At 71.0% G+C, this 21755-nt stretch carries 15 protein-coding genes and 5 pseudogenes; 11 read left to right on the top strand and 9 right to left on the bottom strand.

Annotated elements, in window-relative coordinates:
* Nucleotides 1-1052: 1052 nt before the first annotated feature.
* Nucleotides 1053-2765 carry a serine/threonine-protein kinase gene (locus ACFY0O_RS00180; RefSeq protein WP_388940754.1) on the top strand — a complete coding sequence of 571 codons (1713 nt, stop codon included), beginning with the start codon at nucleotides 1053-1055 and terminating at the stop codon, nucleotides 2763-2765.
* On the top strand, nucleotides 2762-4345 hold the full coding sequence (locus ACFY0O_RS00175; RefSeq protein ID WP_388940752.1) for a serine/threonine-protein kinase: 1584 nt from the start codon (nucleotides 2762-2764) through the stop codon (nucleotides 4343-4345). Before ACFY0O_RS00180 ends, ACFY0O_RS00175 begins: the two co-directional genes overlap by 4 nt.
* A gap of 54 nt (nucleotides 4346-4399) precedes the next feature.
* Here the strand turns inward: ACFY0O_RS00175 and ACFY0O_RS00170 are convergent.
* Nucleotides 4400-4609 (bottom strand): annotated as a pseudogene (locus tag ACFY0O_RS00170) (alkaline phosphatase family protein); the annotation flags it as partial.
* Nucleotides 4610-4682: 73 nt separating this feature from the next.
* Between ACFY0O_RS00170 and ACFY0O_RS00165 the strand changes: the two are divergent.
* Nucleotides 4683-4937 (top strand): annotated as a pseudogene (locus ACFY0O_RS00165) (hypothetical protein); the annotation flags it as partial.
* Here the strand turns inward: ACFY0O_RS00165 and ACFY0O_RS00160 are convergent.
* Nucleotides 4891-5891: pseudogene (locus ACFY0O_RS00160) on the bottom strand (transposase). The pseudogenes ACFY0O_RS00165 and ACFY0O_RS00160 overlap by 47 nt on opposite strands.
* Before the next feature lie 441 nt (nucleotides 5892-6332).
* Between ACFY0O_RS00160 and ACFY0O_RS00155 the strand changes: the two are divergent.
* The 3 genes from ACFY0O_RS00155 to ACFY0O_RS00145 all read left to right on the top strand — a co-directional run bounded on the left by ACFY0O_RS00155 (nucleotide 6333) and on the right by ACFY0O_RS00145 (nucleotide 9151).
* Nucleotides 6333-6776: a hypothetical protein gene (locus tag ACFY0O_RS00155; protein WP_388940750.1), complete on the top strand. Its 444-nt coding sequence runs from the start codon at nucleotides 6333-6335 to the stop codon at nucleotides 6774-6776.
* A gap of 319 nt (nucleotides 6777-7095) precedes the next feature.
* Complete coding sequence (locus ACFY0O_RS00150) at nucleotides 7096-8568, top strand: hypothetical protein (RefSeq protein ID WP_388940748.1); 1473 nt, start codon at nucleotides 7096-7098, stop codon at nucleotides 8566-8568.
* Between the two features lie 226 nt (nucleotides 8569-8794).
* A complete protein-coding gene (locus tag ACFY0O_RS00145; protein WP_388940747.1) occupies nucleotides 8795-9151 on the top strand; it encodes a hypothetical protein in 357 nt (118 codons plus the stop codon).
* Nucleotides 9152-9247: 96 nt separating this feature from the next.
* Here the strand turns inward: ACFY0O_RS00145 and ACFY0O_RS00140 are convergent.
* Together ACFY0O_RS00140 and ACFY0O_RS00135 are read right to left on the bottom strand one after the other, a co-directional pair.
* A pseudogene (locus ACFY0O_RS00140) lies at nucleotides 9248-9559 on the bottom strand (pyridoxamine 5'-phosphate oxidase family protein); the annotation flags it as partial.
* Nucleotides 9560-9858: 299 nt separating this feature from the next.
* The gene (locus ACFY0O_RS00135; protein ID WP_388940744.1) at nucleotides 9859-10365 is read right to left on the bottom strand and encodes an EF-hand domain-containing protein; all 507 of its coding nucleotides are present in this window, start codon (nucleotides 10363-10365) and stop codon (nucleotides 9859-9861) included.
* A 1501-nt stretch (nucleotides 10366-11866) separates the two neighbouring features.
* Between ACFY0O_RS00135 and thrS the strand changes: the two genes are divergently transcribed.
* Together thrS and ACFY0O_RS00125 are read left to right on the top strand one after the other, a co-directional pair.
* Entirely contained in the window at nucleotides 11867-13093 is a 1227-nt protein-coding gene (gene thrS, locus ACFY0O_RS00130; RefSeq protein WP_388942193.1) for a threonine--tRNA ligase, read from the top strand.
* A gap of 509 nt (nucleotides 13094-13602) precedes the next feature.
* Nucleotides 13603-14631, top strand: a complete 1029-nt coding sequence (locus tag ACFY0O_RS00125; protein WP_388940741.1) for a DUF1266 domain-containing protein — start codon at nucleotides 13603-13605, stop codon at nucleotides 14629-14631.
* A 154-nt stretch (nucleotides 14632-14785) separates the two neighbouring features.
* Here ACFY0O_RS00125 and ACFY0O_RS00120 read toward each other — a convergent pair whose 3' ends face one another.
* Nucleotides 14786-15454 carry a TetR/AcrR family transcriptional regulator gene (locus ACFY0O_RS00120; RefSeq protein WP_388940738.1) on the bottom strand — a complete coding sequence of 223 codons (669 nt, stop codon included), beginning with the start codon at nucleotides 15452-15454 and terminating at the stop codon, nucleotides 14786-14788.
* Nucleotides 15455-15513: 59 nt separating this feature from the next.
* Here ACFY0O_RS00120 and ACFY0O_RS00115 point away from each other — a divergent pair, with 59 nt between their 5' ends.
* Nucleotides 15514-16011 (top strand): cupin domain-containing protein, encoded by a 498-nt coding sequence (locus ACFY0O_RS00115; RefSeq protein WP_388940736.1) that lies wholly within the window; start codon nucleotides 15514-15516, stop codon nucleotides 16009-16011.
* 110 nt (nucleotides 16012-16121) lie between these two features.
* Here the strand turns inward: ACFY0O_RS00115 and ACFY0O_RS00110 are convergent, their stop codons facing one another.
* From ACFY0O_RS00110 to ACFY0O_RS00095, 4 genes and pseudogenes are all read right to left on the bottom strand, one after another.
* A complete protein-coding gene (locus tag ACFY0O_RS00110; protein ID WP_388940734.1) occupies nucleotides 16122-16448 on the bottom strand; it encodes a DUF4288 domain-containing protein in 327 nt (108 codons plus the stop codon).
* Between the two features lie 8 nt (nucleotides 16449-16456).
* On the bottom strand, nucleotides 16457-16807 hold the full coding sequence (locus tag ACFY0O_RS00105; protein WP_388940731.1) for a hypothetical protein: 351 nt from the start codon (nucleotides 16805-16807) through the stop codon (nucleotides 16457-16459).
* 4 nt (nucleotides 16808-16811) lie between these two features.
* Nucleotides 16812-17276, bottom strand: coding sequence for a hypothetical protein (locus tag ACFY0O_RS00100; RefSeq protein WP_388940729.1), 465 nt, complete (start codon nucleotides 17274-17276; stop codon nucleotides 16812-16814).
* 139 nt (nucleotides 17277-17415) lie between these two features.
* A pseudogene (locus tag ACFY0O_RS00095) lies at nucleotides 17416-17613 on the bottom strand (sensor histidine kinase); the annotation flags it as partial.
* Nucleotides 17614-17987: 374 nt separating this feature from the next.
* Between ACFY0O_RS00095 and ACFY0O_RS00090 the strand changes: the two are divergent.
* Nucleotides 17988-18299 (top strand): hypothetical protein, encoded by a 312-nt coding sequence (locus tag ACFY0O_RS00090; RefSeq protein ID WP_388940726.1) that lies wholly within the window; start codon nucleotides 17988-17990, stop codon nucleotides 18297-18299.
* A gap of 435 nt (nucleotides 18300-18734) precedes the next feature.
* Entirely contained in the window at nucleotides 18735-21743 is a 3009-nt protein-coding gene (locus ACFY0O_RS00085) for a BTAD domain-containing putative transcriptional regulator (RefSeq protein WP_388940724.1), read from the top strand.
* The last annotated feature ends 12 nt before the right edge of the window (nucleotides 21744-21755 follow it).

Raw genomic sequence — 21755 nt, 5'->3', positions numbered from 1 at the left:
CCGTGCCCGGCAACGGCAGGGTGATGTGGTCTGGTAGGGACCAGGCTCACGGCAGGTACACGAGCCGGCGTGGTGGATGGTTACCCGGGCCGTCGCGCGGGCGGCGCACTGAACCGTGGTGGCCGAGCGCCGCCACGACACCGCCGGCCGACTGCGCCCCGGCGGCCGCACGGTCCCGCTGCGCCCGGGGCAGGACTTCGACAACCGCCGCCCGGTCACCCGGGCTCAGCCAGGACTCGTCCTACCCCGACATCGCCGAGTGGGCCGACTACTCCCTGCATGCTCGCGCGACCGACGCCGACGGCCTCTCAGCCTTCGCTCCACGGGATGGACGCGACCACACATCGTGACACCCGCTTCCCCCTCCACAGCAGGGGGGAGCCGAACACCGACTACACGATCAACGACGCCCACCCATCCGCACCCCCGGCTCCCGACACGTGCCGGGCGGCCGGGTGCCGGAACGGTGCTGTTGGTGCTGGCGGAGGGATGTGGAAGACGGCTGCCTGGAGGCGGCCGAGCGTCGGGCGCCGGGAGGCCCCGGGGCTCGCCCGGGTCGTCTGCCGGGGCATGGCAGGGTGCGATGACGCGCCCCCGACTTCGGTCCCGTCAGTCCCGGGTCGCTGCGAGGGATGGTGGTACGGGCGGAACGCCCTGGCCCCCTTGCGCGCCGTGACATTGGGCCGCCTCCCGGTGCGAGGCCGGGGCACCCCATCAGATCGCTTTCACCTGTGATGGACGCCGTCACACTGGTCCATCCGGTCGATGGCTGCGGCGAGTGGACTGCCGCAGTCGGCGATCTCGCGGCAGCCCGCAGGGACGTGTGCCGCCGGCTGCCCGGTCAGGACGAAGGCGAGGGGCGTCGGGTTCGTCCTCGCCCGCCCGTAGGCGGCCCCGCCCGACGGGGATCGGGGCTGTCTCCCCTTACCGCCCCCCACGGCCTGGCCTGCGCTCCGGGACTCGAGGCGCTTCCAGCAGATCAGACTCCCCAAGGCTGAGGAGGCGCTGCGGGGTTCGAGGGGTTCCCATCGGAAGGCGGAGCGTTTGTCTGTATGATCCTTTCGCTTCGGGACCGGAAGGTCCTCCAGGGGGAGGGGCAGGGCGTCATGCGTGCAACAGGGCTGTCCGGGCCGGCGCACATAGGTCCGTTCCGGGTGCTGGCGGAACTCGGGCAGGGCGGCATGGGGCGTGTTCTGCTCGCCGTCGCCCGCGACGGCCGTCTCGTCGCGGTCAAGCAGGTGCACCCCGAACTGGCCGAGGACGCCGGGTTCCGGGCCCGGTTCCGGCGCGAGGTGGCGGCCTCGCGCAAGGTGTCCGGTGCTTACACCGCCGCCGTGATGGACGCCGACACGGAGGCCGAAGAGCCCTGGCTGGCCTCGGTTTTCATACCTGGCCCCACGCTGAGCCAGGCCCTCGACGCCGCAGGCCCGTTACCTGCGGAAGCGGTGAGGCTTCTCGCGGCGGGCCTCGTACAGGCGCTGACCGACGTGCACCGGGCGGGCCTGGTCCACCGCGACCTGAAGCCGTCCAACGTGCTGCTCGCCGAGGACGGGGTACGCGTCATCGACTTCGGCATCGCGCGCGCCGCCGAGGGGTACACGAAGCTCACCCATACCGGCGCCATGGTGGGATCGCCGCCCTTCATGGCGCCGGAACAGGTACGAGGTCTCCCGCTGACCAGCGCCGCCGACGTCTTCTCGCTCGGCTCGACCCTCGTCATGGCAAGCACCGGCAGGCCGCCGTTCGCGGGTCCGTCGGTGCCGAGCGTGCTCTACAACGTTGCGCACTGCGCACCGGACCTCGACGCGGTGCCGCAGGCGCTGCGATCGTTCATCGAGTCGTGTCTGGCCAAGGAACCGGCGGAACGTCCGTCGCCGCGGGAACTTCTCACAGCGCTCGGCACGATGACGCCAACGTCCCGGCCGTGGCCCGAGGCGGTACACCGGCTTGCAGCCGAACAGCAGGCGAATATGGACCAGTTGGTCGCCAAGTCCGCCGGACCCGCCATCTCCGCTGTTCCCGCCGACACCGCGCCCGGCACGCTCCTGTCCCCGCCCGTCGCCTCCCCGCCACTGTTCCCGCCCGCACCGCTTGCCGCCGCAGCCCGTCGCAAGCGCACCTGGTGGCTTGCCGGGGCGGCCGCGGTGGTGGCGGTGGCCACGGTGACGGCCCTGAACTTCGTGCCCCCGGACGGAAACGGCGGAGGAGGGGCCGGAGGCCGGACGAGCACACCCCCGGGGAGGCCGGACGCCAAGGCGCCGAGCGACAGCGAAGCCGTCCCGACCCCCGGGACGACGCCCCTGTCGAAGGTCCCCGACAAGTACACCCAGCTGGTGCCCTCGTGCAAGGAGGCCAAGGGCAAGGTCGAGGTGCCGGCGGACTACGGAGATCCGAACGGCAACATCGAGGCCGTCGGTGAAGTGCCACAGGGATCGAACCAGTGCTTCTGGAGCAACCGGTACGGAGACAGGGTCTTCGTCTCTTGGACCCGGCACCTCTCGGAAGGCGGCAAGACCGGAGCGGAGCTGGCCAAGGAAAAGCACGAAAGCGGCTTCGCCTCCGCCCGCGATTCGTACGAGCGCGTTGACGTCGGCGTCGGTGAGGAGGCGTACTGGCAGCGGAACATGGCCAATCTGTTTGCCCGGGACGTCAACATGCAGCTCAACGTCATCGTGGAGAGCAGGCGCTACTCCGATGACGAGGCCAGGGACATCGCCAAGGTCGCAGGGAAGTCGGCCCTGAAGCTGGCGGAGGCCGCCCGATGAGGCCGCTGGGAACGGTCGACCCGGCCACCGCAGGGCCCTACCGTCTCCTTGCCGAGCTGGGCAGGGGCGGGATGGGACGGGTGCTGCTCGGCGCCGCACCGGACGGACGGCTCGTCGCCGTCAAACAGGTACACGCACGGTTCGCCGCCGACCCCGGGTTCAGGGCCCGCTTCCGGCGGGAGGTCACCGCCTCGCGAGGGGTGTCCAGCGCGTACACGGCAGCTGTGATGGATGCCGACGCGGATGCCCCCACACCGTGGCTCGCCTCGGTCTTCGTCAACGGGCCCTCGCTGGGCGCGGCCGTGGAGAAGGCGGGCCTGCTTCCCGAGGAGTCCGTACGCCGCCTCGCCGCAGGGCTGGCCGGCGCACTGGCCGAGATCCACCGGGCGGGGCTGATCCACCGCGACCTCAAGCCCGAGAACGTCCTGCTCGCCGAAGACGGCGTACGTGTCATCGACTTCGGCATCGCGCGCGTCGCCGAGGCCACGGAGGCGACTGAGCTGACGCAGACCGGCTGGGTGGTCGGCTCGCCCGCGTTCATGTCACCGGAACAGGCCGAAGGCCGCGAACTGACCACGGCCAGCGACATGTTCTCGCTCGGCGCGGTCCTGGCGATGGCCGCGACGGGTGACAGCCCCTTCACGAGTACGTCGATGGCGGGGACCCTCTACAACGTCGTGCACCGCGAGCCCGACCTGTCCGCCCTTACGCCGGGGCTGAGCATGGTCGTCAGGCCGTGCCTGGCCAAGGACCCGGCGGCCCGTCCCACCCCGGAGCAACTCCTCACGCTCCTCGGACCGGTCGCGCCCGCCGACCGACCGTGGCCACCTGCCGTGCACCGGACGATCACCGCCCAGCGGACCGACATCGACCGGCTGCTCGGCGACACGGACCGCACGCTTGTACCGGCCCTGGCCCCGGCCCTTCCGGCGGACACGGGAACGACCGCGTCGAGAGGGACGGTCGCCCTGACGGCACCCCTGCCTCCACCCCGTCGGCGGTCCGGAAAGATCACCGCTCTGGTCACGGGCTGTGTACTCGCCGTCGTCGGCATCGCGGCCGGGGTGTACGCGCTGAAGAGCGACGACGAACCGGTCCCGCTGCGTTATGCGAAGGCACCGATCTGCTCTGAGACGGCCGCCCAACTGCCGCTACCTGCACGAGCGGAGGAGCTTGACTACTACGGAGAGAGCGGCACAGGCGCCGAGACCAGCTGCGCTTGGGGAAAGATATTCGGCGACCCGACGAAGGTCAGGATCGCCGGCCTGACCGACAAGGTCCACGCGTTCGTCGGCTGGGAACTGAAGCGCGAAGACAACGGAGCCGAGGAGCAGCGCAAGGGATTCCGGGAGAAAGCCGCCAAGGAAACCCGGGCGACAGACCTCGGATTCGGTGAGGAGGCGTACTGGAGCGCCCCGTATGTCACATACCCTGATCCCGGCGAACACTGCAGCCTGAACGTCCGCGACGGCAACCTCGTGGTCCGCGTAGCTCTGGGCGGCGAGGAACACCCCGCATCAACCTGCAAGTCGGAGGCCATGAAGATCGCCCGCGCCGCCATCGCGGCCATGCCTCGCTAAGGTGCCGGGCCGGGCCCGGCGCCAATCAATCGCCACGGTGTCCGCCGCTTCGTCTCAGGGCCGTGTTCGGGCGGAGTTCAGGTCACCGCAGACGGTGCGCCGCCAGTCGTTGATCTGCGGTTCCTGCACCCCGAATCGGTGTTCGATGAACTGGATGAGGGAGGTGCGGTCGAGCACTTCCGAGCACACGAAGCCGCCGCGGCTCCAGGGGGGGACGAACGTGGGTACCTGGGCGCGAGACCTTAGGGGCCGGGCCCCCCGTCCTGGCCGCCGTAGATCTCGTCTTCGATGCTGACGGTCGACTTGCCCCGAGCGCGGGGCTGTGCGGGGGCCCTTCCCGGATCGCTCGGTGGAGAACTGGCAGGCGGTCCTCGATCTCGCCGAGGCGAGGGGCTGGAAGTGCCAGTACTCCGAAGGCGAGACGGTGCTGCCGGTGCCCCGCGCGGAGACCGTGCTCTCCCGCCCGGCGGACGCTGAGTGCCCGAAGCTGCGGATCTGGCCGGCCGCCGAGGTGCTGGCGATCTTCCGTTTCCTTGACGACGCGGTCATCGACTTCGACGTTGACCTGCGGGAGTTGCAGGGTCAGGAACGAAGAAGGTGCCGTCGGGGAGCATCGCGAAGAGGATGTCAGCCCGGCGTCGGGCGAGGCAGAGCAGGGCCTGGGTGTGGTGCTTGCCCTGACTGATCTTCTTGTCGTAGTAGGCCCGCGATGCCGGGTCGCCCAGCGCGGCGAAACGCGGAGAGGAAGAAGGCCACGGATCCCCGAACTGCGGGTCGCTGGGGCGAGACCGGCGAAGGCGGCGAGGAGACCGGCGGTGGGGAAGGCGCCGCCGTCGCCGACCTCGATCAGGATGCGGGCTCTGGTCCTGACGCCGATTGCCGGCATCGATGTCAGGACCTTGGAAAGAGGGTGGGCCTCCCGGAGTTCTTCGATCCGTCCGGCCAGCAGTCTCCGCTGGTCAAGGACGGCGGCCAGGGATCCGGCCAGGCTGGGGACGATCAGTGCGGCCGCCTCGGTGCCGGGCACCATTATGGTCTGTTCGTCCAAGGCCGTGAAGCTGAGCCGGTGACCCAAAACGTTCCAGCAGCGTGAGGACGGCCGGGTGCTGCAACCGAGGCCCCAGCACACGCTCCAGCGACGGATGGATCTGGGTCAGCAGGCCGTGGAGCCGGTTCGCGACGCTGGTCGCCTCGCCGGCCAAGTCGTCATCAAACCCGACGAAACATCTCCAGCTCGGCGATCGTCTCGTCCTCGCCGTCGATCACCCGCAGCGTGTGAGGCATTGCCCTGGACGCGTCCGTGATGATGAAAGCGTCCCTCGCGTCGGTCTTCGCCTCGCCCGATAGAGGTCGGCTGGTCGACCACGACCAGCACCGTTCCGTTCTTGGCCTTCAGTTTCGCGAACAGCTCGCGGAGCTCGGGTTCGGTGTTGGGCAGGCGCTTGTCGAAGGCCTTCTCGCCTGCCGGGGTGACGGCGGTGGCGTGGTGTTCGCCCCTGCCGACGTCCAGGCCGAGGAAGACGTCGATGGTGCTGGTGTCGATCACGTGCAGGCCTCTCCTCTCCCTCACGCTTTCGTCCGGCCCTGCCTCGGCACCGAGCTGCCACATCCACGTTACGGAGAGCTCTTCCGGCTCGGGTGAAGCCGGTGCCCAAGCCCCCCATCGGCGGTCCGTCGATGCCTCCGGGCCCGGTGACACCGCCCCGGATCATCAACAACCAGGGGGAAAGTCATGCTGGACCCGAAGGCCGGAGGCCCCATTGCGGAGCCACGAAAACGGTAACGGGGGGTGACGCCCCGCCCACCGCGCTGGTGGGCCAGACACCTGCCGCCCTGGCCGACCGCGTCGCCCGGCCCTGACCGCCTCCTCCGCGCGCTGCACGCCGGCAGCATCCCGGCCCTCCCTCGGGACGGGAGACCCAGGCGCAGGCTTGGAAAGTGCATGTCATAGCCTTCCCCTCCTGCCCCACCCTCTCAAGGAGTTTCAGTGCCACTCAACGTCAAGCGCCGGAGGCAGACCCTCGATGCCGTTACGCCGCTGTTGGCTCATGGGGAGTCCGTCGAGCTCGTAACCTGTGCCAACGTCGGCAGTGTCTCCGTGCGCAGGCAGGTTGCAACCGCCGTGGTGGTCGGCGTGTTCTCCGCCGGCACCATGACGGCGTCTGTTCGACCCCGGCAGATGTACATCGTCCTCACCGACCGGCGCCTGCTGTTCTTCGATGCCTCCACCAGCACAGGCAGGCCGGGCCGGCTCCTCATGGATCTCCCACGGCCCTATGTCTCGGCGGGCGTGCCCAGGAAGGGCATGTTGGGGCTCACGCTCGTTACCGAACTGGTTTTGGCCGGTCAGGATCAGGGGCTCAAACTGGCCTTTCCCACACCATGCCGCACCGAGGGCCGGCAGTTCACAGAAGCCCTGACGGCGGCCTGAAGGCACTCGCGCACCCCGGCGGCCGGTAGCCGCCGCCCCCCCGGGGGGCGCGGTAGCGTGACGGATATGCGTACGGCTTCTTGTGTGATGTGTGGGCGGCCTCCGCTCCCTGTCGGGTTCCCGGTCTCCGGCGCGGTCCGGGCGGACCGCGGGGTGTGGAAGGGGGAGTGGCTGGTCACACAGACCGGGTGACGAAGGTGGTGTGCGCGGACTGCGGCCGCACCGAGCCGCTGCCCACCGTCGCCTCGGCCGCGGGCCGGATTTGTCGATCATGCAATGTGAGTGGGCGTGGATCGCCGAGGCAGAAGGGCCGCTTGCCATGTCGGACGCCATACCGTCGCCGGTGCATCTCGACACGGTGGTGGACGGGCTGGCGGGAAACCCTGCACTACCGTCGGAGCTGGTCCACCGGCTCCTCGGATACCGCAAGGGCCTTGGCAGGGTGGCCAAGCGGCCGGACCTGAGTGATGACGTGATCGCCGAGATCATTGCCACAGACGATCACTGGCTCACACACTCTCTCGCCCTCAACCGCAGCCTCCCACAGGCCTTCCGGATGATGCTCGCGGAGCACCCGGATCCCGCGATACGCAGGGCTCTGGTCGTTGCGGCGGACGGTGCACCGCGAGAGCTGTTCGAGCTGCTGCTCGACGACGGCGACCCGCAGGTCCGCGAACACTTGGCGGAGAGCAATCACGTGCCGGCAGACCTGCGCACCCGGCTGGCGGCGGACCCGAACCCGAAGGTCCGGGCGACGCTTGCCCAATGGTGGACGACGGCCCCGGAACCGGTGCGCCGACTGCTGCTGACAGACCCCGACGACTCAGTACGAGCAGGGGCCTGCGCCACCTACTTTCGTCGGCTTCCCCATCCCGTTCCCCCGGCAGACCTCGTTCCGGACCTGTTGGCCGACCCGGTCACGCGCGCCGGGGCGGTTCGCCACTGCACGCTGGACACCGCCACCGCCCTCCGGCTGGCCGAAGATCCGAACGATGAGGTGCGCGAGGAACTCGCGGAACACCCCGACCTGCCGCCGGCACTGCGCGACAAGCTCGCCCAGGATCCCAACCTGCGCGTTGCACTCCGTGTCTTCGCACGTCAGGACACACCGGAGCCGATCCGTGCTGCGATCCACGCACAGATCGTGTCCGACGTACCTCCACTGGACTGGCTCGCAAACCATCAAGCCCTGGACGACGACGCACTCGACCGAGAACTCACGGGCGAGATAGCCCGCGCGGAGCTCCGGACACTGCGCCTGCCGTGGGTGACGGCCGACCCCGTGCCGTACGTGGACTCGCCATACGTCTGCTTCCGCGCCTCGGCCGCGATGTCCGACCACCTTCCCCCGCCGCTCGTCGCCCAACTGCTCGACGACGAGGAGAGCAGCGTCCGTACCACGATGGCTCTTCACGCCCGAGACCAGATCGATCCCGAAACCGCCGAGCGCATCGACCGAACCTACCGCCCGGACAAGAGGGTCCGATGGCGTCCGGCCGACGATTTCCCCCTTCCGACAGACGTACTTCGACGCCTGGCCACAGACCCCGACCCGAGAATGAGGCAGCTGGCCCCGCGCGACCCCGACCTGCCCGTGCAACTCGCGCGCCGGCTGGCGGCTGACCCCGACCACATGGTGCGCCGCACCATCGCGACCCATCCCCGACTTCCGGCCGAGGACCTGACGCGGCTGCTGGCTGACCCGGCGGAATCCGTCGCGGCCGCTGCAGCCGCAAACCCGACCCTGCCAACCACAGGGATGCAACAGCTGCTCGCCCTTGCAGGCTTGTGACGCTCGATTGTGCGCGGCCGGTACCGGATCGGGACGCTGAGGGCCGTCGAGTGGCCGCGCGTGAACGTACCCGCGAGGTGCACCGAAGCCCTCCAAGGACACGCTCTTGCTGCAGGCAGGGCAAGCTGTGCTCGACCACAAGTAGGAGGTATTGCGCAGGTACGCAATACCGCAACTTCACCAGTGCGCGTCGGACATCGCAGAGGCCCTGGTGGGTGGCGGTGGCGTGACGGGAACCATGCTGCGGCCGACGTCGATGCTACTCGACCGGTACGCCGAGGACGGGGGCGTGATGCTCGCCGCCCGCATGACCCCGCGGCACACCGGCCACCGGGCCCAGGTCGCACCGCTTCTACGCCCTGGTGGCGCAGGCCACGTTTGCGAGGGGGTGCGGTTCGCGGCGTCCTGGGGCAGCACGGACCCTCTGAGCCTGATCTCGGTGGCGGTGCCGCTCGTGGCGGGGTACTCGTTCATCCTGCTGCGCGGGCCGCTCCTGCAGGCCTCGGGCCGCGTCGCCATCGCCGCGATGTGCCTCGCGCTGGTGGCCATGTACCGCACGGACAAGAAGACGACCCTGCGCTGAACCACGCCATCCGCCACCCGTCGCCCGGCACCGCCAGGACCTGGACCTGCTGAGCGCCTGGCGGGCCGGAGGGGTGGGGAGCGAGGGGCCGGTCGCTCAGAAATCGGTGGGCGGCAGCGGCAGCGGCAGCCCGGGGAGGCCGTCCAGGCTCTGCGCGATGTGGTCCTTCTTGGCGAAGTAGGCGCTGAGCGAGGCATCGTCCTCGCGCGCGAAGCGCTTGCCGTGCAGATCGCGGTCATCGTCGTACGACATGAAGGGCACCCCGTAACCGCAGGAGTCCCGGACGAGGTCGGCCGTCACCACGATGATGGCGCGCAGCCCGTGGAGGGTCGGGTCGATGTCGGGGAAGTGCGCGAGGAGCTCCTTGAAACGCGGGTCGTCCCGGAACACGGGCTCGCCTCGGCCGTAAGGAAATCATTCGCCTGTCTAACGACATCCCTGTCCTGCGGGTCGGGCCCGGCAGCTTGCCTAGCCGCGTCTGGGCACCGAGCCGGGACCGGGCGCTAACGGGTCCCGGCGGGGCGGTCTCAGCGATCGGATGCGATGGCGCGTTCTCTCGGCCTCGTGGCCCTTACCACGGTGTCCGGGCAGCCTGCGGTGCGCGGACCGTGCCCGTGATGCGGTGGAAGGCCGTCGTCCCTCGTGGCTCGCCTGGGTGGCCCGGGCGCCTGCACGCCCGGACCATCCAGGGGTCTGCGGGGGAGGGTTCAGGCGGTGGTGACGAGTGCGTCGTACATGGGTGAGGTGCCGTTGCTGACGTAGTCGCGGATCGCGGCGAGGTACTCGTCGCGGCCGATGCGTCCGTTGCCGTCGGTGTCCAGGGCGTCGAACGCTGTGGCGGCGTTGTCGGCCGTGTTGCCGAGGACTTCGCGCAGTCGGGAGAACTCGGCCCGGTCCAGGGTGCCGTCGCCGTCGGTGTCGGCGAGGTCGAAGAGTGAGCCGAGGGCTTCGCGGCAGACGGTGTCGAAGGTCTCGGCGCCCGCCCACGCGGCGTACTCGTCGAAGGTGACCTGTCCGTCGCCGTTGGCGTCCATGGCGGCGAAGACGCGTTCGTGCAGAGCGCGGGCGGTGGAGACGAGCGGGTCGTTGGGGTCGCGGCGGAGCGTGGCCGCCGCCCGGTCGGGCCGGGTGAGGTATTCCTGGCGGGAGATGACGCCGTCACCGTCCACATCGAGCATGCGGAAGACGTGCTCCCTGGCAGCGGTGATGTCCATGGACTGCTCCTTCGGTGAGGGGGTGAGTGCATCTCTCCGTCTCTCCGTTGTCCGCCCCGCCGCAGCACCAACCGCAGCGGAGCCATAGATCACCCTTTCGCGCCGGTGCGGGCGGCGCGGAGGCGAGCAGGGTCGAAGCCGTAGGGGGTGTGGCTGGGTGTGGCTCACCCTCTTCACCTACTCGCCCCGGGCATACCCGTGCTCATCGTCCGCGGCTCCAGCTCCCAGTCCTACGCCGACGTCATCCGCGACCGCGTCGCCCACGAGCAACGCGAAGCCCACCTTGCGAACAACAGCAAGCCCACCGTCACCTCGCGGGGCCGGCCATCGGCTGCGAGGGCCGATCGGTGTGACGGAGCCGACCTTGGTTTGCGGGGTATCAGTACCGTCGGCCCCGTGCGCGTATTCGGCGATTGCGGGCCGCTCGCCGTCGGGCTTCCTCCCTGCGCGCCCGCTCGGCTTGTGCGCGGGCCTGCTCAGCCACTGCGTGATTGCGCTGGGCTTGCGCTCGGGCTCTGCGCTGGGCCTCGCTGTCCGGGTGCTCCGCGGCGGGCGGGGCCTGGGAGCGGGTCTCCTCGTCGGGCGGAGGAGGCGACGCGTCCGCCCGCCAGGCCTGCCCGCCGGAAGGCGGCATCTCTTGCTGGGCTCGCGTGTACGGCCCGGGAGGAAGCGGATCGCCCGGACTCCCGGCTCGCTTTCCGGCAATCCACCGACGCAACGCGACGCAGGCGATCAGCGGTCCGAGGGACAGGGCGAGCAGCCACAGCGTGAGGACCGTGGACCAGAGGGTGCCGTGGGGCCGGGGGCCCGGCAGAAGCGGTACCAGCAGCACCAGCAGTACGAGCAGGGCCGGCCAGGTGGCGACGGCCACAGCCGCCGCCCGGACGGCAGCCGCCACACGCCCCATGGCTCCCCCTCCAGGCGGTCCGGCACCGCGGCGTCGGCGCTCCCAACTGAGCGCCTGCCGGTAGCCCTTACCCCCTGACCCGGCGGCACACACCGTGTCTTACCGGTGTGGGTGGGGAGGGAAATGGGGGTGGGCGGCGGGGCCTCGCGGACAGGCTCAAAAGGCGGTCCGGGCACGGCCTCGACCACGTCGCACTCTGCTGGCTGCGACCCGCGGTGCGGCGAGCACCGCGGCAGGTCACTCTCAGGTGGCAGCCGTCGGCCAGCCGACGCGACCGTATGGAGGTGTGGATGTGGTGGCGCGGATGCGGGCGATGGCGTGGCCGGTGTCCATGTCCCATCGCTGGATCACGTGCGGTCGCCTTTGCGGGGGTCGTCTGGCCGGGGTTCCCCGACCGAGGAATGACCGTGTGGACCGCAGCACACCCTGCTAGGGTCTGCGGCATGAAGCGCGCTGCCATGACGACGACGCCGGAGAGTGTCCCGGCGCGCTGACAGATGATCTGATGCGAAGCCCCGGGGCGAGTGCCCCGGGGCTTCGTCGTCGGCCCGGTCACTTGCTCCGCAAACCAGCGAGGAGACCGTGATGACCACCGTGCACGACCACCGCAAGCTCGGCCGTGAACTGGGCCTGTTCGACACCGATCCGCTGATCGGGGCCGGCCTGCCGTACTGGCTGCCCGACGGTGCGGTAGTGAGGCACACCCTGGAGGAGTACATGCGTGCCGCCGAACGGCGGGCTGGCTACCAGCACGTGTACTCACCCGTACTCGGCAAGCGGGAGCTGTACGAGATCTCGGGACACTGGGCGCACTACAGCGACGACATGTTCCCGCCGATGGACCTTGGCGCGGAGCAGGTCGTCCTGAGGCCGAGTCTGTGCCCCCATCACGCGGTGATCTATCGCTCCCGCTCCCACAGCTACCGCGAACTCCCGTTGCGCATGGCCGAACTGGGCGGCATGTACCGCTCCGAGCTCTCGGGCGTGCTCGGCGGACTGACCCGGGTTCGGGCCATTCAGCTCAACGACGCACACATCTTCTGTACCCTGGACCAGGTCGCCGACGAGGCACAGGCGGCGCTCGAAATGATCCGCCAGGCGTACGAGGCGCTCGGCATCACCCCCACTCGTTACCGGCTCTCCCTCCCAGGGACCGGTGGCAAGTACATTGCCGCACCGGAGAAGTGGCAGCGGTCCACCGCCCTGCTGACCGACGTCCTCGACCGCTCCGGTCTGCCCTACGAGGCGGCCCAGGGCGAGGCCGCGTTCTACGGCCCCAAGATCGACGTCCAGGTCACCGACGGCGCGGGCCGGGAGTCCACTCTGTCCACCGTCCAGGTCGACTTCCACCAGCCCGAGCGGTTCGACCTGCACTACATCGGCGCGGACGGCGCGAAACACCGCCCGGTCATGGTCCACCGCAGCATCATCGGCAGCGTGGAGCGAGCCGTCGCCCATCTCATCGAACAGCACGGCGGTGCCTTCCCTGCCTGGCTCGCCCCCACTCAGCTGGTCGTACTCCCGATCTCCGACACCGAGCTGCCGAACGCCGCAGCCTTCGCCCAACGCTGCACCCGGCTGGGACTGCGTGCCCGGATCGTGGGACCGGACCGCGGCAGCCTGGGCGCCCGGATCCGAGAGGCCCGCCTGGTTCCCTACCAAGCCGTCATCGGCGCCAAGGAAGCCGCTGACGATCACGTCGCACTGCGCTTGCGTGACGGACGCAGACTCGGCCCGCAGCCGGTCGGTGACGCACTCACCCACATCAGCGCACTCGTCGGGGACCACAGCACCGACCTGTGGGCCGACCCCGCCTCATAACAGGCGCCGCGATCATCCCTTGCCGCCGGGCGCGGGGCGATAGGGCGGCCTCGGGTGTGTACGCGTACACACCGGAGGCACGGTTCCGCCGCGAGGGCCTGGGCGTCGCTGCCGCCCAGGCGGTCGCGAACCGTCTCGGGTCCTCACGTCCGTCGGCCCACGGACCGCCGGTTAAGGTCTTGCTTTGGGGTTGATGACGAGTCACGAGGGAGGCGCCCTGCCGGCGCAGGGCCCGATGGGGCAATTCGGTCCGCTGGGCCAGTTCGGTCCGCTGGGCCAGTTCGGTCCGCCGGGGCAGTTCGGTCCGCTGGGCCAGTTCGGTCCGCCGGGCTGGCAGGCGCCGAGCGTCATCGAGCGCAGACTGTACGAGGCGAAGGAGCGCGGGGACTGGCCCGCCTACTACGACCTCCTCGTCCGCGCGGACCTGTACATGCTGCAGTCCAGGGCCCACGTCGACGCCAACCCCGGAAGCAGCCTCTTGCACCGTACTGAACCCGCGGACAGAGACGATGTGCCTGGCCGTCTGCACGGCCGGCATGCTGCCGCAGCCGCTGTCCGACCCCGTCTACAACGCCTACGACCTGGACTGGTTCGCCGAGGTGTGGACCACGCGGGACCCGCCGTACCTCGTCGTCAACCCGGCAGTCCCTGCAAGGGAGTGCTGCCCGCCGGGCCCGAGGGCCGGGCGCTGTGGCGGCACCACCGCGACGCCCTCCAGGCCCAGGAGCCGGCCGCGGATACCGTCCACACCCTGGAGCAGGGCGGTCCCCGCACGGGGTGCGTCGCCTTCTGTCTGGCGGCCGGTGCGCACATCGCCGTGGCCAACGGCCGTTCTGGAACGCCATGGCCTACCACGGCGGCGGCTACGCCGTCGAGAAGCGGTCGCTGGAGCGGTGGTGGGGAGTCACCACCCGCGAGCAGTGGCAGAGCAGCCTGCAGCAGCTGCTCGCCGCAGACATGGTCAGCGGGGTCTGGGAGTTCGTCCTGCGGCTGCGCTGCGGCATGGTGCTGGACTTCGCCGGCCTTGTCGAAGCCGACCACTGGTTCCAGGCCGCGGCGAACGTGCTGCGCCGGCGCGCCGAGGCGGCGGCACAGCCCCGGCTGACCCCGGACGGCATCACCGAGGGCATCCCCGTGGCCCCGGCCGAGCTGGAGGGCCAAGTGGCGGGGGTGCAGCGGTTGATCGGCCGGATCAGCGCTACGAGGCCCGTTTCCGCGCCGACGGCCTCCTGCCCGACGGCGGATACGTCCGCAGCGTCGAGGCCTGGGACTACGGCCGGGCCTCCGGCATGGCCCGCTGGGGCCTCGGGGCCCGGCTGTGCGCCCCAGGAGAGGCCGAGGCGGCGGTGGTCCGTGCCCGACGCCTCGTCCACGACAACTACCGCTCCTGGGAGGACTTCTCCGCCGGCTACATCCTCGGCCGCTGCCTCCACTTCGACGACGAGGAGTTCGGCGAGTGGTACGAGTCGGTCCTCGCCGTCCACCGCCTCATCACCACCGACCCCACCAGCCCCTGGCGCACCCTGCCCTGGGCCTAGAATCAGGTACATCCACCCGCCTCTCTTCCCGGGCCAGGTGCCCGGTGGGCCCGCCGGTCCGGCCGCAGGGCCTTCCCGGGCCAGGTGCCCGGTGGGCCCGCCGGTCCGGCCGCAGGGCGGCGAGCCGGCGGCGCCTCGGGGGCCACGCGCCGTGCTACGACTCGCCGAGGCCGAGGCCATGTGCCATCTGGTCGGCGATCCAGAGGGTGTACTCCTGCTCGCTCCAGCCGCACGCCCCGACCAGGGACCGGTAGTGGGAAGGGTCGTTGTAGACCCACACGAGGTCCACGGCGCGCCGGCGATCGAGGTCGTGCGGCCCGGCTCCGAGCGCGCTGATGAGATCGATCACCATGGTGGCTCCCGTGCGCCGGTTGCGCTGCATCGTCTCCCACAGCTCCGCCATCTCGGCACCTTCGTCAGCGGCCCGGCGCGCCACCTCGAAGACCTCTGCGGCACGCCCGCCGATGAGGCGGCAGACCTCGGCATAGGCGTTCAGGACCGCCCGCGGTGTCCTCCCTTCCCGCACGGGCCGGAACCAGGGGCGATCGGCCACCGGCACGGGATCGTCGTCCCCCGCCAGCGCCTGGTCCACCACCTCGCGAAGCAGCGCGGCCTTGGATCCGAAGGCGGCGAAGACCGTCGGCCGTGCCACCCCTGCCTCCGCAGCGATGTCGGCATGGGAGGTGGCCGCGTAGCCGTGGAGGACGAAGAGCCGGGTCGCCGCCGCGACGATCGCCTGCCTGGTCTGGCGAGCCCGCTGGTCACGCAGCGGAGAGTCGTACCGTCGTCGCCCGCCGTCGGCTGGTCTGCTGTTGACGCCCACGAAACGGCATACTAGCGTCATATTCGCTAGACGATGGTCTATCCAACCTGGAGGCGGCCATGACGTCCGTCAACCGTCCCTACGTCCTGACAAGCGACGAGGGCCGGGCATTCTGGTTCCTCGGTAACCTCGTCTCGGTCAAGGCCGCGGGCACGCAGACCCGGGGCCGGCTCACCGTGGCCGAATTCCTCAACCCGGCCGGCTTCGCCCCGCCCCTCCACCGGCACCTGGACGAGGACGAGATGTTCTACGTCCTGTCGGGTACGGTCCGCTTCCGGTGCGACGGGGAAGAGCTGGCCGCAGGCCCGGGCGACTTCGTCCTCCTGCCGGTGGGCCTGCCCCACACGTTCGTCGTCGGCTCCGAGGAACCCCTGCGCTGTCTGCAGATCACCACACCGGCCGGATTCGAGGATTTCGCCATGGATGCCGGTGCCCCGGCCCGCGAGCGCCGTCTCCCCGCCCCGGGACCGATCGACCCTGCGGCGCTCGGCCACACCGCAGCCCGCCACCACATCGAAATCCTCGGCCCTCCGCCCAGCATTCACACGGGCCCATAGCGGCTGCTCGGTCGTTCAGAGGACCTGGGGCATCCGGGGAGCCGGCGGCGGCGGTACGCGCTGTCGGGACCGGCGGCCGGGAACGCCGAGCCCGTCAGCCACCGGGTACGTCAGGTCCGCTCCCCCGAGAGGAGCGGCTCGAAGGAGCGGTAGGCGGCGTAGTTCCTGAAGTGCCGGGCGTACAGCTCCGAGCCGTCGGTGAGGCGGTCGTCGAGCACCTCACCGACGTCGACGACATGCCGCAGCCGCCAGGTGATCAGCTCGCCGGCTTCGTTCTCGTAACTCGTCTCCAGGCTCCTCCCGTGCGCTTCGGCCTTCTCGCGGGCCCGTGCCTCGTCGGCCGCGGTCAGCAGGACGAAGCTTTCCTGGTAGAGCGGAGCGTGATCGTGGGTGTCGGCCGAGGTCTCACACAGCAGGACGGCGATGTAAGTGGTCATGGTCCCGGCTATTTCTTGAAGCGGTTGTCGTTCAGGAGCTTCCAGGCGGTGTTGCACGAGCTCGCCCTGCAGCCCTTGAGATAGCCGAGCGTGTCGCCGTAGTGCTGCCCGGGGAACACCTGCCGGATGGAACCCCGCCGACAGCGGGAGATGAAGTTGGTGGCGACCTCGCCCAGGCTCTCGTTCGCCACGCAGGCGTCATCGGGATGGCGCGCGGTGGTCAGGTGTGCGGGACCGGTGGCCGCCTCCGCGTCCAGAGGGAACCCCGTCAGCGCGCCGCCCGCCAGGACAGTGGCCAGCACGCAGCGGATCGCGAGCTGTCGCACGTGGCCCAGGCCGCCGTTGCAATGGGTGCTCATCGGATCAGCAGCCCACCATCTTCGCGTAGGCGATCCAGACCTCACCCTTGTTGTTGAGGCTGACGTTCCCGGACTTGTGGAGCCCGGTGTACTTTCCGCGGTACTTCCGCAGTTCCCCGACGGGTGATTCCAGCGTCATGTAGGGGGAGTCGGGCTTCCAGTCCCCGGAGAACTTCGCGTAGACCTCGTTCGTCCCGTCAGTGCCGCTCGCCCAACAGGGGCGGGAGCCGGAGTAGAGCACCAGGTTGCCGTCGTACTGCATCTCCAGGCGGTAGCCGCCGTTCCGGAGACAGTGGCCGGGGATGAGCCGGTCGCTGAAGGAGGTGCCGTCACTCCGGCACTGGTCGAGTACCCGGCCGACGCTGTGAGCGGCCTCGACGGGCGCGGCCGTGGCCTGCCCCGCCACTGCCGCGAGGGCGGTCATCAGGTTGACCGCGGCAAGTACGCACATCCGGGAGACGTTCCTCATGCAAGCAGCCTTTCGTGAGTGATCTTCACCTGTGATCACAGAACGTATCGACAGCGACACTAAGAGTCGCCAGAATGGGACGAACTCTCACCCGAAAGGGCATAGGCTGCGGCGAGGGCTTCGACCCCTGTTCAGCTTCGATGGGCGCGGCGCCAGGCCCGGACCCCGGTGCCGGATCCGACGGCTCGCGCAGGACACCGATCACCTCGGCGAGCCGGTCGACGGCGGCTCCCGCCCTGGCGCGGATGTCCCGCGCGGTGGCCCGGTGGTCCTCGGACAGACCCGGGGCCAGCTTCAGTGCCCCCGAGGACAGGGCGATGAGGCTCAGGTCGGAACCACCAGAGTGTGACCGGGCTCCAGCGGGTTCAGCGGAGTGAAGGCACAGGCCACCGGACCCCGGTGCACCCAGCTCGCGGTGCCTTCGTGGATGAGCCCGCAGAAGATGCAGTCCATGCGGCCGACCCTGCCAGACGCGGGGCCTGACTCGCCAGCCAGTTCGAAGACCGTGACGCCTTCACAGCAGCTACGCCGGCCGCGGCGCTCGGTGACAGCCGACGTGGCTCACGACTGGATCTGTCCAACGCGCACTCGATAGGTCGTGCTCGGCGTCCAAGCCGGCGGGCGGGTAAGCCGGGCAACTCAAGGGGCGGACGTGATGATCGGCACCTCTGCCCTGTGAGTTGTTCGGGTTGCCTGACGGCACTGGCCGACGTGCCGGCCTTGCTCGTTGGCGCCGCCTGGGCATTCCTCAACGAGTCGGGCTACTGGCCGGGTTCGTCGATGACGATCGCCTGGGAAGCCCCGCGCGACCGTAAGGCCAACGCCGAAGGCAACCGGGCATGGCTCGTCGGCGACACCGTGGTCCGCAGCCGCTTCGACGCGTTCACGGCGTTCGATGCCAGGTCGGGCGAGCGGCGCGGGGAGCACGTGCCCGACCGGGCCGACATCTGCGCCACCAGTCCGACCGCCGACCAGCGCCGGCCCTGTTCGAGTACCGCGACCCACGCTCACCACCGGCCGTGAGCTGTGGCACAGCACCCCGCAGCCGCCTCCGTCGAGCCGGGATCCGGGCGGGACTCCTGGTCGTCGCGGTCGCCGGCGGATGGCGAACGGGGCGGAGGCCGCCGGACAGGCCGGCAAGCCCCGCCTCCCGCCCGGGTGCGCCGGCCGTGGTGCTCCCTCTCCGTCGGCAAGGACGGGTGACCGCCTCGCCGGCGTCCTGGCGGTTCCCACAGGCAGGGCCGCTCCCCCGTGAACGGCCCTGCCTGTCGGGACCACCAGGACGCCGCCCCTGCCACCTCGGCTCGTCCTGCTGCCCCCCACGGTGGCGCACGGCGCCATGGTTCCGCCCCGGGATCCCTATGGCATGCCCATGGCCGGATGCGGTCGGTGTGGTCACCGGCCGGCAGGCCTTCTGGCACAGTGCATGCGCCGGGGAGGGCAGGGGGGCGGGGGAGTATGGAGTTGCAGCTGCTGGGGCCGCTGGCCCTGCTGGATGACGACCGGCAGCCCGTCGCGCTTCCCGGCGGGAGAGCCCGGATCGTGCTCGCCACCCTGGCCATGCACTCAGGGGTGACGGTCTCCGCCGAGCGGCTCGCCGAGGCGGCGTGGGGCGACTCCCCGCCCGCCACCGCGCGCGCCCAGGTTCAGGCCCTGGTGTCGGCGCTCCGTCGCGCCCTGGCCCGTGCTGGTGCCGAACCGCAGCCACTCGAGACCCAGGGCTCCGGATACCTGCTGTCGCAAACGACGCTGCGATGTGACCTGTGGCAGTTCACCGAGCAGGTGCGGCAGGGACGCGGAGCGGCCGCACGGCATCCGGCAGAGCAGGCGCGCCGGCTGCGCGCCGCACTGGCCCTGTGGCGGGGGCCGGCCTTCGAGGGACTGCCCTCCGCCCTCCTGGACGCCGAGGCGGCCCGGTGGGAGGAGACCCGGCTCGGCGTGCTCGAAGAGTGCCTGGACGCCGAGCTGCGCCTGGCTCCCCGTCCCGATCTGGTCGCCGAACTGCGGGCCCACGCAGCCGCGCACCCGCTGCGCGAGCCGGCTCACCGGCTGCTGATGTTCGGCCTCTACCGGGCCGGACGGCCCGCGGAGGCGCTGACCGCCTTCGACGAGGCCCGCAGGATCCTGGTGTCCGAGCTCGGCGTGGACCCGGGGCCGGCCCTCGCCTCATTGCGCCAGCAGATCCTCACCCGCGACCCGGCGCTCCCGGCGGCCGAACCGTGCGGGGACCCAGCCCCGCCGGACGCGGGAGAGGCCGTCCTGGTCGCCCTGTTCGGCCGGGACGCCGACGTGGCGCAGACGACGGCGCTGGTGGCCGCCCGGCGGCTCGTCACGCTCGTCGGCCCGCCGGGCGTCGGCAAGACGCAGCTGGCCCGCGCCGTGGCCCGCCGCGCGATGGACACCGGTATGCCGGACGGTGGCTGGATGGTCGAGCTCGACGCGGTCACCCGCCCCGAGCTGGTGCCGGCGGCCGTGGCCGCGGCTCTCGGAGTGCACGCCGGACCCGACCGGCCGGTGGTCGAGACGCTGACGGCCGCCCTAACCGGCCGGCATGCCCTACTGGTCCTGGACAACTGCGAGCACGTCCTGGACGCGTGCGCCGAACTCGCCGGCCGGCTCACGGCCGGCTCCGGCGACCTGCACGTGCTGGCGACCAGCCGGGAGCCCCTCGTCGTCGCTGGCGAAGTCGTCCGCCCCGTCGAACCGTTGACCGTTCCCGACGCGGACACCGCCGAGGCCGTACGCGAGTCGTCGGCTGGGCGGATGTTCCTCGACAGGGCCGCCGCCCAGGCGCCCGGCCTCGTCCTCACCCCCGAGAACGCGCCGGCTGTCGCCCGCATCGCCCGGACGGTCGAAGGGCTGCCCCTCGCACTCGAACTCGTCGCCGCGCAGCTGCGTCTGCTGCCCGTCACCGAACTGGCCGCACGCATGGACCGGCAGCTGGACGTGCTCGCCCGGCGCCGCTCGACCCCGTCGCGCCACCGTTCCCTGGAAGCGGCCATCGACTGGAGCCACCGGCTGCTGAGCGGGCCCGAACAGCGGGTCCTGGCCCGGCTGTCCGTCTTCGCCGGGGGGTTCACCTCGTACGCCGTGACGGCCGTGGCCGCTGACACCACCGACGACGGGCGGGCCGGCATGCGACCGCCCGGCGCGGCGGAAGCCGTCCTACGGGACCTGGTGGACCGGTCCCTGGTGGTGTCCGAGCCCACAGCCGGGCGCTCCGGCCGGTTCCGGCTGCTGGAGCCGGTCCGGGAGTACGCGGCGCAGCGCCTGCGCGCCCTGGGCGAGGAGCGGACCGTCCGCGCCCGGCACGCCGCCCACTACGGCGCCATGGCTGCCGGCGTCGAGCAGGACACCACGGCCCGCACGGCCGGCGCGGGAGCGGAAGCGAAGCAGCGGGTCCGGCGGGAACTGGCCAATCTCCGCTCGGCACTGGACTGGTCTCTGGGCCCGGCGGGGGACCCGGAGTCGGGTGTGAACCTGCTCGCGGCGATGTCGTGGCTCTGGGTCGGACTGCCCGGCGAAGGCAGACAGTGGGCGGGCCGGGCGCTCGCCGGACTTCAGGAAGCACCCCCGGCGGTGCGCCCGCGCGCCCTCCTCGCGTCCGGGCTGATCCTCCACAGCACCGACCTGGCGGAGTCCGCCGCGCTGCTCGGCCGGGCGGCGTCCCTCGCCGGGGAAGCCGGGGACCGGCGCACCCAGCTCCAGGCGCTCGCCCAGCTGTCCGTCGCCCGCTGTCTGCAGGGCCGTTGCGCCGAAGCCGTCGGCATCGCCGAAGAAGTACTCACGGCGGTCCTGCGGTACGGCAACGAGTGCGAGGCCGCGCGGACCCGGATGGTTGCCGGCCTGGCCCGGTGCGGTGCGGGTGACGTCACGGCCGCGACCCGGCACCTGCTGCGCGCGGAGGAGGTCTTCGTACGCCTGAGCGCCCGCGACGACCTGGCCACGACCCGGTGGGCGCAGGCGGAGGTCGCCTACTACTCGGGCCGGCCCGCCCAGGCCGTGCTGCTGTCCGCCGCGGCCCTGAGTGACACCGCCGAGGGCGAGGACCTCTTCGCCACCGCGTACCGTCACGCCCAGCACGCTCGCAATCTGCACGCGGCCGAGGACCGCCCCGGCGGCCGGAAACACCTGCACCTCGCGCTTCGGCACTGCCTGGACGAAGGGTTGTGGATGCCGGCGGTCGACGCCCTCACCACGGCGGCACGGATCGAGGCGGACGCAGGGGACGCTGAGCGGGCCGTCACCCTCCTGGCCGCCGCGAACTCGCTGCGCACGTCCACCGGAAGAGAATCCACCCCGATGGAGCAGCCCGCACTCCGACAGCTGGAACAAGGGTTGCGACAGGTGACGACCCCAGAACTCTACGCCTGCGCGGAGAAGGCCGGTGTGGCCCTCGCCCCTGAGGCGGCCCTCCACTACGCCCTGGGAACGGCTGCGGCGCCGCGGCCGGCCGACCGCCGATGACCCCCGCCGCCC

The organism is Streptomyces sp. NPDC001594 (genome assembly GCF_042893675.1).
Classification (GTDB): Bacteria; Actinomycetota; Actinomycetes; order Streptomycetales; family Streptomycetaceae; genus Streptomyces.
This window is presented reverse-complemented; position numbering and strand designations above follow the sequence as displayed.

What these genes read in the sequence shown, in the direction of transcription:
- ACFY0O_RS00180 (WP_388940754.1), top strand. Translation starts at nt 1,053, where the DNA reads ATGATCCTTTCGCTTCGGGACCGGAAGGTCCTCCAGGGGGAGGGGCAG.
- ACFY0O_RS00085 (WP_388940724.1), top strand. Translation starts at nt 18,735, where the DNA reads ATGGAGTTGCAGCTGCTGGGGCCGCTGGCCCTGCTGGATGACGACCGG.
- ACFY0O_RS00150 (WP_388940748.1), top strand. Translation starts at nt 7,096, where the DNA reads ATGTCGGACGCCATACCGTCGCCGGTGCATCTCGACACGGTGGTGGAC.
- ACFY0O_RS00105 (WP_388940731.1), bottom strand. Translation starts at nt 16,807, where the DNA reads ATGAGCACCCATTGCAACGGCGGCCTGGGCCACGTGCGACAGCTCGCG.
- ACFY0O_RS00100 (WP_388940729.1), bottom strand. Translation starts at nt 17,276, where the DNA reads ATGAGGAACGTCTCCCGGATGTGCGTACTTGCCGCGGTCAACCTGATG.
- ACFY0O_RS00110 (WP_388940734.1), bottom strand. Translation starts at nt 16,448, where the DNA reads ATGACCACTTACATCGCCGTCCTGCTGTGTGAGACCTCGGCCGACACC.
- ACFY0O_RS00135 (WP_388940744.1), bottom strand. Translation starts at nt 10,365, where the DNA reads ATGGACATCACCGCTGCCAGGGAGCACGTCTTCCGCATGCTCGATGTG.
- ACFY0O_RS00125 (WP_388940741.1), top strand. Translation starts at nt 13,603, where the DNA reads ATGTGCCTGGCCGTCTGCACGGCCGGCATGCTGCCGCAGCCGCTGTCC.
- ACFY0O_RS00175 (WP_388940752.1), top strand. Translation starts at nt 2,762, where the DNA reads ATGAGGCCGCTGGGAACGGTCGACCCGGCCACCGCAGGGCCCTACCGT.
- ACFY0O_RS00115 (WP_388940736.1), top strand. Translation starts at nt 15,514, where the DNA reads ATGACGTCCGTCAACCGTCCCTACGTCCTGACAAGCGACGAGGGCCGG.